The sequence below is a fragment of the Alteriqipengyuania halimionae genome (genome assembly GCF_009827575.1).
Classification (GTDB): Bacteria; Pseudomonadota; Alphaproteobacteria; order Sphingomonadales; family Sphingomonadaceae; genus Alteriqipengyuania_A; species Alteriqipengyuania_A halimionae.
In genome coordinates this window covers 1052589-1064048 of record NZ_WTYR01000001.1, presented here as the reverse complement: position 1 = coordinate 1064048, position 11460 = coordinate 1052589, and the positions used below count along the sequence as shown (strand labels likewise).

The following is an 11460-nucleotide window of genomic DNA, read 5'->3' as shown; positions in this document are numbered from 1 at the left end:
TCCCTGTCGTCTTGCTCGACCCATCGCAAGGGCGAAGATCGCCGGAGCGGTCACGATGACTTGGGGCGACGCGCTCTCTCCGGTGGTCGATGCGGTGTTTCCGCCGCGTTGTCCGCTCTGCGGCGAGGCGATCGCGGCCCAGGCCGGGCTGTGCTCTGCCTGCTTTGCCGAAATCGACGTCCCGGGCGAACCGTGTTGCTCCGCGTGCCAACGTCCCTTCGACATCGCGCAGCCCGACGGTTCGATCTGCGGGACCTGCCTGCAGGATCCGCCAGGGCATGACGGCATCGCTGCCGCGACTCTTTACGGCGAGGGGCCCCGCAAGCTGGTGCTGTCCCTCAAGCATGGCGGACGCATCGCCTTGGCGCCGATGATGGGGCGAATGATCGCGCGCCAGGCGACACGGGTTGACGACACATGGCTCATCGTGCCGGTGCCTCTGCATCGCTGGCGCATCTGGCGGCGCGGCTACAACCAGGCGGCCTTGCTGGCGCGCGAGGTAGCGCACACAACCGGTGCGCATTTGCTGGTCGACGGATTGGTACGCGCCAAGGCCACGCCGATGCTGGGTGGCCTCGGACGGAAAGCACGGCGGCGGACGCTGAGTGGTGCGATCCAAGTCGATGCGCGGCACCTCGCGATGCTCAAGGGCAAGAAGGTCCTGCTGGTCGACGACGTGCTCACCAGCGGCGCGACGAGCGACGCCTGCGTATCGGCGCTTAAGCGGGCTGGCGTAGAGACGGTGTTGGTCGGCTGTTTCGCCCGGGTAATCGAAGACGGGCAATAAAAAGCGCCCGAAGCCGCGAAGCTCCGGGCGCTTTGGTTACGAACCCGGCGTCCGGACCGAAGTCCCCCGATATGCGTTCCCCCACGCATCCCGGCACCGATTTCGTTTCCGACTCGCCCACCCGAAAAGGGGGGCGTTGGCCGGATCTCCCTGAACCAGGCCGAAGCCACGGATCAGAATGCGGTCCCCTCAAACCGCGAATGGGAATGAACAGCAGGAACGCCGAATCTCAAAACGGGGATTCGCTAATGTCTCGATTTTGGACCCGCGCTGTCACTTCATTGCAACAAATCGGCGCGCTGAGCGCACTTTCTGCCGCGATGCTGCTTGACCCTTACGTTAACGGAAACTAGCTGGAGGTCATGAACGCGGCAAGCCAGATCGAGAATCCCGACGAGCGTTTTGCCATCTCGCAGATGACGCGCGAATTCGACGTCACTGCGAGGGCCCTTCGCTTTTATGAAGATGAGGGCCTAGTGCAGCCGCAGCGAGACGGGCTCCAGCGGGTCTATTCGCAACGCGATCGCGCGCGGCTCGCCTGGATCATCCGGGCCAAGAATGTAGGCTTCAGCCTGGCGGAAATCCGCGAGATGATCGATCTATACGACCTCGGCGACGGCCGCGTCGAGCAGCGCCGCGTCACGGTCGAGAAATGCCGCACGCATATCGCCAAGCTGGAGCGCCAGCGCGAGGATATCGATTCCTCGATCGAAGAACTCACCGAATTCGTGCGACAGATCGACGCACTCGACCTGCCGCGCTAGTCGCAAACCAATCCATACCCTCAAACGGAGTACCCGATGCCCCGCTATAACGCCCCTGTCCGCGATACGAAGTTCGTCATTGACGAGATCCTCGAGCTCGAGAAGTTCGGCAATCTGTCGGCCTTTGCCAATGCCTCGTCCGACATCGTCGCGGCGGTGCTCGAAGAAGGTGGCAAGTTCACCTCCGAAGTGCTGTTCCCGCTCAACCGTGTCGGCGACGAGCAGGGCTGTACCCGTCATGAAGACGGGTCGGTCACCACGCCCGAAGGTTTCAAGGAAGCGTTCCAGCAGTTCCGCGAAGCGGGGTGGGGCACGCTCACCGCGCCGGAAGAGTTCGGCGGGCAGGAATTGCCGCATGTGGTCGGCTTCGCGATGGAAGAATTCATGTCTTCGGCCAACCAGGCGTTCGGCATGTATCCTGGCCTGACCAATGGCGCGGTCGCCGCGATCCTCGCCAAGGGTTCGCAGGAGCAGAAGGAAACCTTTGTTCCCAAGATGATCTCGGGCGAATGGACCGGCACGATGAACCTTACCGAGCCGCATTGCGGGACCGATCTCGGCTTGATTCGCACCAAGGCCGTTCCCCAGAATGACGGCAGCTACGCCATCACCGGGACCAAGATCTTCATCAGCTCGGGCGAACACGACATGTCCGAGAACATCATTCACTTGGTGCTCGCGAAGACTCCCGACGCACCTGACAGCACCAAGGGCATCTCACTTTTCATCGTGCCCAAATTCGTGCTCGACGACGATCAGAATCCGGGCGAGCGCAATGCGGTGATGTGCGGTTCGATCGAAGAGAAGATGGGAATCCACGGCAATTCGACCTGCGTCATGAATTATGACGGCGCGACCGGCTATCTCGTCGGCGAGGAAAACAAGGGTCTTGCCGCGATGTTCATTATGATGAATGCCGCGCGCCTCGGCGTCGGCATCCAGGGACTGAGCCAGGCAGAAGTCGCCTATCAGAACGCGGTCGATTACGCCGGCGATCGCCGCCAGGGCCGCGCGCTGACCGGTCCGGCCGACCCGAACGAACCGGCCGACACGCTGTTCGTCCACCCCGACGTGCGACGCATGTTGATGGACGGCAAGGCGTTCACCGAAGGCTTTCGCGCATTCTGCCTTTGGGGCGCCTTGCAGCAGGACCTTTCACACGGGGCGGCGAGCGAGGAAGAGCGTCAGGCTGCCGATGATCTGATCAGCCTGCTGACCCCCGTCATCAAGGGCTACGGCACCGACAAGGGCTATGACATCGCGACCAACATGCAGCAGGTCTATGGCGGCCACGGCTACATCGAGGAATGGGGCATGTCGCAATATGTCCGCGACGCCCGCATCGCCCAGATCTACGAAGGCACCAATGGCGTGCAGGCGATGGATCTGTGCGGCCGCAAGCTGGCCCAGAATGGTGGCCGCGCGGTGCAGGCCTTCTTCCAGGTGGTCGATGACGAATGTGCGGCGGCGAAGGATGTCGCCGGTCTCGAAACGCTCGCCGGTCAGGTCGAGAAGGCCAATGGCGAGCTGAAAGCTGCAACCATGTGGTTCATGCAGAACGCGATGGCCAACCCGAACGATCTCGGCGCCGGTGCGCACCATTACATGCACATCATGGGGATCGTCGCTGTCGGCATGATGTGGCTGAAGAGTGCGCGAATCGCCCAGTCCGAGCTCGATGCGGGCGGCGGCGACAAGGCGTTCTACGAAGCCAAGCTGGTGACCGCACGTTATTATGGCGACCGCTTCACCCAGGATGCCGGATCGCTGCGTCGCAAGATCGAAACCGGTTCGGACACGATGATGGAATTGCCGCCCGAGGCGTTCCAGACCGCAGCCTGAGCCGATTGCAGATAAAGAAAGGGCCGCTCCTGGAGCGGCCCTTTTTCGTGGGATCAGCCTTCTTCGGGAAGGAAATCCGGGACCGAGAGATAACGCTCGCCGGTGTCGTAATTGAAGCCGAGGATGCGCGTGCCCTTGTCGACTTCGGCCGCCTTCTTGGCGATTGCCGCGAGGGTGGCGCCGCTCGAGATACCGACCAGCAGGCCTTCCTCGCGCGCCGAACGGCGCGCCCATTCCTTGGCTTCCTCTGCAGCCACTTGGATCGCGCCGTCGATGGCATCGGTGTGGAGGTTGTCGGGGATGAAACCGGCCCCGATGCCCTGGATCGGGTGCGGGCCGGGTTCGCCGCCCGAAATGACCGGCGATGCCTCGGGCTCGACCGCGAAGGATTTGAGATCGCTCCAGGTCTTTTTCAGTTCCTCGGCGCAGCCGGTGAGGTGTCCGCCGGTGCCAACGCCGGTGATCAGATAGGCCGGCGGGGTGTCGCGGAAGTCCTCGAGGATTTCCTGCGCCGTCGTGCGCACATGGACGTCGACATTGGCCGGGTTCTTGAACTGCTGCGGCATCCACGCATTGTCGGTCTTCGCGAGCAATTCTTCCGCACCCGCAATTGCGCCCTTCATGCCCTTTTCCTTGGGCGTGAGGTGGAATTCGGCTCCGTAGGCGAGCATCAGGCGGCGACGTTCGATGCTCATGCTTTCGGGCATGGCAAGGATCAGGCGATAGCCTTTCGCCGCGGCCACCATCGCCAGGCCGATGCCGGTATTGCCGCTGGTCGGTTCGATGATCGTTCCGCCGGGTTTAAGCGACCCATCCTTCTCGGCTGCCTCGACCATGGCAAGCGCGATCCGGTCCTTGATCGAACCGCCGGGATTGGCGCGTTCGGACTTCACCCAGACCTCGTGGTCGGGAAACAGTCGGGAAAGGCGGATGTGCGGCGTACGGCCAATGGTGGCGAGGACGTTGTCGGCTTTCATGGAATCTGCTCCTGCAGTGTGTTCTCCGGGGTCTCTTCCTTCAATGCTTCAGGTGGATCGAAGGTCCTCGTCTTACGTAAGACGGGAAACAGGCCTGTCCAGAGGGCGACGGTCACGATAGCGCCGACCCCGCCGCTGACGACGGCAAGCACCGGTCCGATGAGAAAAGCGAGACTGCCGGAAAAGAAATCGCCGAACTCGTTCGAGGCCGAGATCGTCAGCAGGCTGACGGCCGACACCCGGCCGCGCTTGTCGTCCGGCGTATGAAGCTGGATCAGCGACTGGCGAATATAGACCGAGAACATGTCCGCTGCGCCGACGATGAACAGCATGGCGAGCGACAGGGGCATGGATTTCGACACGCCGAACACGATCGTCGCACAGCCGAACAGGGCGACGGCAATCAGCATCTTGGGTCCGACATTGGTCTTGAGCGGACGGAAGGAGAAGAACGCGGCGGTGACCGTGGCGCCGATCGCGGGCGCCATCGCAAGCTGGGCGAGCCCGGTTTCGCCGACTTGCAGGACGTCGCGGGCGTAGACCGGAAACAAAGCGGTTGCCCCGGCGAGGAACACCGCAAACAGATCGAGCGTGATCGCGCCCAACACCATCTTGTTGCGCACGACATACTGCAACCCGTCGACGATCTGGCCGATCGGGCGTTTGGCGCCGGGAATCACCGAGCGCGGAACCTCTCCGATGAAGCTCAGGAACAGGAGCGCGCAGGCGAACAGGGCCGCGGCCACGGCGTAAGGCAGGAAGGGGATGATGGCGTAGAAGTAGCCGCCGACCGCCGGTCCGACGATCATTCCGCTCTGCCAGGCGATCGAAGACAGCGCGATCGCATTGGGCAGGATGGATTTGGGCACGAGATTGGGGGCGAGGGCGGACAATGCCGGCCCATTGAAAGCCCGCACTATGCCGAGAACGACCGCGACGCCAAACAACCAGGGTAGGGTGATCGCGTCCTGCCAGGTCAGCACGGCGAGAGTCGCGGCACAGGCGAATTGCAGCGCGACAGTCGCGCGGGCGACGTTGCGCCGGTCGAGCCGGTCGGCTGCCAATCCGGAGAACGGGGTCAGGACGAAAAGCGGGAGGAACTGGAGCAGGCCGATGAGGGCCAGCTGGCCCGAGGCTTCGCCCACGCCCATGCCGCTGTCGCGCGCGAGGCTGTATGTCTGCCAGCCGATGATCAGCATCATCGCATACTGGCCGAGCGTCATCGTGAGGCGCGCGACCCAGTAATTGCGGAAATTCGCGATCTTGAGCGGTGCGGTGCCGCTCGCCTGGGTGGTTTGCTCTGTCGAGGCGTCAGGGGTGCTCATCGCTGCGCCATGACAGGCCCACGGGGGCTTGCCAATAGCGCAGCGAGAGCGGGATTGCTCAGAAGCTGAGCTGAGCGGTTACGCGGATGTCCCGACCTGCGATCGGGATGAATTCGCGGGTGAAGGACGTCGCGCGGCGACCAAGCGTATCGGTCAGGTTATGACCGACGAGCGACAGGGTCAGGCGATCGTTGTCGTCGATCGGGCGCCACGTGATGCCTGCATTGACCAACGTGTAGGCGTCGAGCGGCTCGGCACCGGCTTCGACCCGGTCCTGCTTGAAATTATGCTCGACTTCGCCGTTCAGGCTGAACGCACCGAATTCGGCCGACAGTCCACCCGTGATCTGCAGCGGCGGAATGCGGGGGATGGGAGTAGCGCCGGAGCGTTCGGCCCGCACATATTCGAGGGCGCCATCGGCTTTGACGGTCACGCTGTCATTGCTGAACAGCGGCACCGAACCGTCGAGCTCGACCCCCCAGAACGTCGCCGGGACTTGGCTGTACTGGTAGATCGGGAAGCCTTCCTCTTCTTCGCCGCTGTCGAACGACGTGATGAACCCGTCGAAATCGATGTAGAAGGCGGTGGCGGCGAGGTTGATGCTATCGGTCTCGTAACGTCCGTAGACTTCGACCGAATTGCTGGTTTCCTTGCCAAACGTACGGTCACCCGACTCGATCGCCTGGGTGGCGACGTGGAGGCCGTTGCTCAGCAGTTCTGCCCCGCTCGGTGCGCGGGCGGTGCGCAGGTAATGCACGCCGGTGACAGCGTCGCCGCCGGCGAAACGGTAGGCCAGGCCCGCCGCGCCCGAAACGAGCGTGAAATCACGATCTAGCCCGGCTTGCTGGTTGGAGCGCGATGCGCTTTCCACGCGCAATGCACCTTCGACGGTGAGGTCGCCAATGTCGTAGCTCTGCAGGGTGAAGACGGCATAATTGCGGTCCTCGGTGCCCGGGTAGAACGCTTCTTCGCCGATGATTTCCATGTCGCTCGACGTGAGGCTTGCGCCGATATGGCCATGCCACCCGTCCCGATCGCGCTGGACCAGTTCGACGCGACCTTCGAACGCGGTGCGATCGAACGTGGTGCCGACTTCATCGCCTTCGAATTCGGTGTGGAAATAGTCGGCGAAGCCGAACCGGATCGTTGCCTGTTCGAAGAAACCGCCGAGATCGAGCGTGCCGCGGAAGTCGCCACGGGTCTGGTGAAGATCGATCGTGACCGGACCTTCCTCTTCGTGACCCTCTTCGCCGCCTTCTTCCTCGCCTTCGGCATGGTGATGGCCGCTGCCGGGGCGCTCTGGCACGCCATAGCGCGAATCGTAGCTACGCAGCGAAACGCCGAACGAGCCGCGATCGCCGAGCCAGGCGAGGCCGCCACCGAACGAGGTCGTTTCGGTAAAGCTGTTGGGGACGACACCGGTTGCGTTGGCCGCTTCTTCGAATTCCGCCGCCTCGTCGAGGTGACCTTCCTCGCGCTCTTCGTCGGCTTCTTCGAGCAATTCGGCTCGCAGACCGTCGCTGACCAGACGGCCGCCGACCCGCAGGTCGTCGCTCTCGCTACGCGCCGCATCGAGATGCATCACCCAGCCATTGCCGAAGCTGTAATCGGCCGAACCCGAAAGCGCGCGGAAATCCGCTGCGCTACCGTAGCTCGCCAGCGCATCGACGCGCAGGCCGTCCTCGGGCACTTCGCGCGGAATGCGACGGTCGATGACGTTCACGGCACCGCCGATCGCTTCACCGCCGAAGAGCAGGGCTGCAGGCCCCTGGATAACATCGATATGATCGATGATCAGTGGATCGATGGCCGCGCCATGGTCGACCGAGAGGGCGGAAACGTCGATCGAGCCGATCCCGTCGACGAGCAGTTTGACGCGGTCCTGGTCGAAGCCGCGGATGACGGGACGTGACGAACCGGGCGCGAAGCCGCTGGTGCTGACCCCAGGAAGGGTGTCGAGTACTTCGCCGATCTGGCCGTCGAGTTCGGTGGCGATCTGGTCGGAATCGAGCGTGCGGACGTTTTCGAACAGCAGCAGGTCGGGAATGCTCCCGACGATGACTATGCTGTTTTCATCGCCGTGACGATGATCGGCACGCGGATCGTCGTCCGGCGACGCATCCTGTGCCATGGCGGGGAGGGCGAGGCTCGTCGATGCGAGCAGGGCGAAGGGAAATGCAAGCGTGTGTTTCATTCCGCCGCTATAGCGTAATGTTATACTATATCATCCCCAAAGGATGCAGTTCGTCGACCAGACAGGTCGGTTCATCGGTTCATCCCGCCTTAGCGAGAAGAGCGGAGGCGAGGATTGGGCTGGAGTTCGTCGATCAGCATTCCGAACTCGTCGACCCGAATGATTCGCTCGAACTGGAACCCGGCGCGATCTTCGGTCTGCCAGATCATGTGGGCCTCGATCCGGCCGATGACGGGCAGGCGGATGGTCACGCGTTCGCCGCGGCCGAATTCGAGCGCGCCTTCCACCATGAAGCCCTGCGCTGAGATATTGGCGATATGCATATGCACGTCGCCGAGGTTCCGGTGCTCGCCGATAACGGGATGCGAGACCGGATGTCGCGCCGCGCGGCGCTTGTCCGTGACCGAAAGCTGTGCACCTGGACCCATGTCGCCGACTCCTTCTGGTCAAATCGTCGCGAGGGAATTGTTCTGACCAAAAATAGACAACAAACGGTAAAGGAATGAGTCAGTTGGCGACGAGAATGCCGTGTTTCTTCTTTCCTACGCTCAGGCGGCGGGTCGAACCGGGCGGTACGCGAAGGACTTCCTGTGGATCGGAAACCCGTTCATCGTCGAGCTTGACCGCGCCTTCCTTGACCTTTCGCTTCGCTTCGCCGTTGGAAGCGGTCAGACCCAGCGCGGTGCAGGCCATCGCGACAGTCATCCCTTCATCGGGCACTTCGACGGTTGGGAGATCTTCACCCACCCCGCCCTGATCGAACGTGGCCTGCGCGGTTTCGCGGGCCGATTCCGCAGCATCTTCGCCGCGTACAAGTTTGGTCACCTCGTCGGCGAGGACGATCTTGGCATCGTTGATATCCTTGCCTTCGAGCGCTTCGAGCCGGGCGATCTCGTCTAGCGGGAGATCGGTGAACAGCTTGAGGAACCGGCCGACATCGCGATCGTCGACATTGCGCCAGAATTGCCAGAAGTCATAAGCCGGAAGCTGGGCTTCGTTGAGCCACACCGCGCCGGCGGCGGTCTTGCCCATCTTCTTGCCATCGGCCGTGGTCAGCAGCGGGGTCGTCAGGCCGAACAATTCGGTGCCGTCCATGCGGCGGCCAAGTTCCAGCCCGTTGACGATATTGCCCCACTGGTCGCTGCCGCCCATCTGCAGCCGCACGCCCATCTCCTGGCTGAGATGGCGGAAATCGTAGCCCTGCAGGATCATGTAGTTGAATTCGAGGAAGGTCATCGGTTGCTCGCGCTCGAGCCGTAGCCGCACCGAATCGAACGACAGCATGCGATTGACGGTGAAGTGCGTGCCGACCTTCTGCAGCATCTCGATATAGCCGAGACCCTCAAGCCAATCGTGATTGTTGACCATCACCGCGTCTGTCGGACCGTCACCGAAAGTGAGCAGGCGCTCGAACACAGTGCGGATTCCGGCGACGTTTTCCTCGATCGCCTCGTCGGTCAGCATCTTGCGGCTCTCGTCACGCCCCGTCGGGTCGCCGATCCGCGTCGTGCCGCCGCCCATCAGGACGACGGGCTTGTGTCCGGTCTGCTGGAGCCGCCGCAGCATCATGATCTGCACGAGGCTTCCGATATGGAGCGAAGGCGCGGTTGCGTCGAACCCGATATATCCCGGGACGACCTGAGTGGCGGCGAGCTTGTCGAGCTCTTCCGCGTCGGTGATCTGGTGGATATAGCCGCGCGTTTCGAGGACGCGCATCAGGTCTGATGTGTAGGTCGTCATAATGAATTGCGCGCTACCACGGGGCGAAAGGGATGCAAATGCAAACGCACGTGCTTGTCGCACACCCGGCATTTCCGCCAGTGCAGGTCCGCGGGATGGAAGCGCGTGTTATCGGCCACGATGCCAATTGGCTGCGGTTGCGCTGGCGGATCGAAGGCAGCGCCGGACTGGTCGTCCCGGCTTTCGCCGGGAAGGGGCGGGCCGACGAGTTGTGGAAGACCACATGCTTCGAAGCGTTTCTCCAGCCTGAAGGCGGATCGGCCTATGTCGAGCTCAACCTGTCCCCGTCCGAGCGCTGGGCTGCCTACGATTTCACCGCGCCGCGCGAAGGTATGAGCGAGAGGGCGATGCCGCGCGAACCCGATTGTACGATGCGGCAGGGATCGAGCTTTGCGATCTTCGACGCAGCCATTCCCGCTGCGGGTTTGCCAAACGCGGTGTGCAATCTCGGCCTCACCGCCGTGATCGAGGAAGACGGCGGCGTCAAAAGCTACTGGGCGCTGGCCCATGGCGCAGAGCATCCTGATTTTCACGACCCGGCTTGCTTCAAAGCACAGCTTGCGGCACCTCCGGGCGCATGAAAAACGGTATCGACCGGCTGCTTGCCGATCCGCAACTTCGCGCCCCCCTCGATGGTCGACGCGTCGCGCTGCTTGCGCATCCCGCCTCGGTGACGGAGGACCTGACGCATAGCCTCGATGCGCTGATCGCCGCCGGTGTGAACGTATCGAGCGCGTTCGGGCCCCAGCACGGGCTCAAGGGCGACAAGCAGGACAATATGGTCGAAACCGCGGACGAGACCGATCCGCATTACGGTATCCCTATCTTCAGCCTGTACGGAGAGCATCGCCGCCCGACCGGGCAGATGATGTCGACTGCGGATGTGTTCCTGTTCGACCTGCAGGACCTGGGGTGCCGGATCTACACCTTCGTCACCACGCTGCTTTACGTGCTCGAAGCCGCCGCCGCGCATGGCAAGAGCGTATGGGTGCTTGACCGCCCCAATCCGGCCGGCCGACCGATCGAGGGTACGCTACTCGTTGAAGGACAGGAGAGCTTCGTCGGCGCAGCGCAAATGCCGATGCGGCACGGCCTCACCATGGGCGAGATGGGGCAGTGGTTCGTCGATCATTTCGGTCTCGACGTGGATTATCGCGTGATCGAAATGGAAGGGTGGGCGCCCGACGGCCCCGGCCACGGATGGCCCACAGATCGCGTGTGGATCAATCCCTCACCCAATGCCGCCAACGTCAACATGGCGCGCGCCTATGCCGGCACGGTGATGCTGGAGGGGACGAATTTGAGCGAGGGCAGGGGGACAACCCGCCCACTCGAAGTGCTGTTTGGTGCGCCCGATCTCGATGCGGCTGCGGTTCGCGCGGAAATGCAGCGTTTGGCACCCGATTGGCTAAGCGGCTGCGCACTGCGCGAATGCTGGTTCGAACCGACCTTCCACAAGCATAGCGGCGAGCTTTGCAGCGCGCTGATGATCCACGCGGAAGGTCCGTTCTACGATCACGCCGCGTTCCGCCCATGGCGCTTGCAGGCGCTGGTGTTCAGGGCGATCCGCAACCTTCATCCCGACTACGATCTGTGGCGCGACTTTCCCTACGAATACGAATTCGATCGGCTCGCGATCGACGTGATCAACGGCGGACCATCCTTGCGCGAATGGGTCGACGACAAGAACAGCACTCCGGGCGATCTGGAAGCCCTGGCCGCACGTGACGAAGCGATCTGGCGCGAGCGCATCGCGCCGCATCTGCTCTACTGATTGGGTTGACGCGCCGGTTGCACGATTTCCACCAGCGCGAAACTGATCGGCATCATT

10 protein-coding genes are annotated in these 11460 nt (G+C 62.8%); 5 read left to right on the top strand and 5 right to left on the bottom strand.

The window, feature by feature from the left end; all coding sequences use genetic code 11:
- The first annotated feature begins 55 nt into the window (after nucleotides 1-55).
- From GRI68_RS05160 to GRI68_RS05150, 3 genes are all read left to right on the top strand, one after another.
- Nucleotides 56-787 carry a ComF family protein gene (locus GRI68_RS05160; RefSeq protein WP_160616247.1) on the top strand — a complete coding sequence of 244 codons (732 nt, stop codon included), beginning with the start codon at nucleotides 56-58 and terminating at the stop codon, nucleotides 785-787.
- Nucleotides 788-1149: 362 nt separating this feature from the next.
- Nucleotides 1150-1551, top strand: a complete 402-nt coding sequence (locus tag GRI68_RS05155; protein WP_160616246.1) for a MerR family transcriptional regulator — start codon at nucleotides 1150-1152, stop codon at nucleotides 1549-1551.
- Between the two features lie 36 nt (nucleotides 1552-1587).
- Nucleotides 1588-3393 (top strand): acyl-CoA dehydrogenase C-terminal domain-containing protein, encoded by a 1806-nt coding sequence (locus GRI68_RS05150; protein WP_160616245.1) that lies wholly within the window; start codon nucleotides 1588-1590, stop codon nucleotides 3391-3393.
- 53 nt (nucleotides 3394-3446) lie between these two features.
- On the opposite strand, the gene cysK is transcribed toward GRI68_RS05150, so the two are convergent.
- The 5 genes from cysK to tyrS all read right to left on the bottom strand — a co-directional run bounded on the left by cysK (nucleotide 3447) and on the right by tyrS (nucleotide 9629).
- Nucleotides 3447-4370, bottom strand: coding sequence for a cysteine synthase A (gene cysK, locus GRI68_RS05145; protein ID WP_160616244.1), 924 nt, complete (start codon nucleotides 4368-4370; stop codon nucleotides 3447-3449).
- A complete protein-coding gene (locus GRI68_RS05140; RefSeq protein WP_160616243.1) occupies nucleotides 4367-5695 on the bottom strand; it encodes an MFS transporter in 1329 nt (442 codons plus the stop codon). The genes cysK and GRI68_RS05140 overlap by 4 nt, the downstream gene beginning before the upstream one ends.
- A gap of 58 nt (nucleotides 5696-5753) precedes the next feature.
- Nucleotides 5754-7889: a TonB-dependent receptor gene (locus GRI68_RS05135; protein WP_160616242.1), complete on the bottom strand. Its 2136-nt coding sequence runs from the start codon at nucleotides 7887-7889 to the stop codon at nucleotides 5754-5756.
- Nucleotides 7890-7978: 89 nt separating this feature from the next.
- A complete protein-coding gene (locus tag GRI68_RS05130) occupies nucleotides 7979-8317 on the bottom strand; it encodes a PilZ domain-containing protein (RefSeq protein WP_160616241.1) in 339 nt (112 codons plus the stop codon).
- Nucleotides 8318-8396: 79 nt separating this feature from the next.
- Entirely contained in the window at nucleotides 8397-9629 is a 1233-nt protein-coding gene (gene tyrS / locus GRI68_RS05125) for a tyrosine--tRNA ligase (protein WP_160616240.1), read from the bottom strand.
- A gap of 38 nt (nucleotides 9630-9667) precedes the next feature.
- Between tyrS and GRI68_RS05120 the strand changes: the two genes are divergently transcribed.
- Both GRI68_RS05120 and GRI68_RS05115 read left to right on the top strand, forming a co-directional pair.
- The gene (locus GRI68_RS05120) at nucleotides 9668-10210 is read left to right on the top strand and encodes a DOMON-like domain-containing protein (protein ID WP_160616239.1); all 543 of its coding nucleotides are present in this window, start codon (nucleotides 9668-9670) and stop codon (nucleotides 10208-10210) included.
- On the top strand, nucleotides 10207-11403 hold the full coding sequence (locus GRI68_RS05115; RefSeq protein ID WP_160616238.1) for an exo-beta-N-acetylmuramidase NamZ family protein: 1197 nt from the start codon (nucleotides 10207-10209) through the stop codon (nucleotides 11401-11403). The genes GRI68_RS05120 and GRI68_RS05115 overlap by 4 nt, the downstream gene beginning before the upstream one ends.
- The last annotated feature ends 57 nt before the right edge of the window (nucleotides 11404-11460 follow it).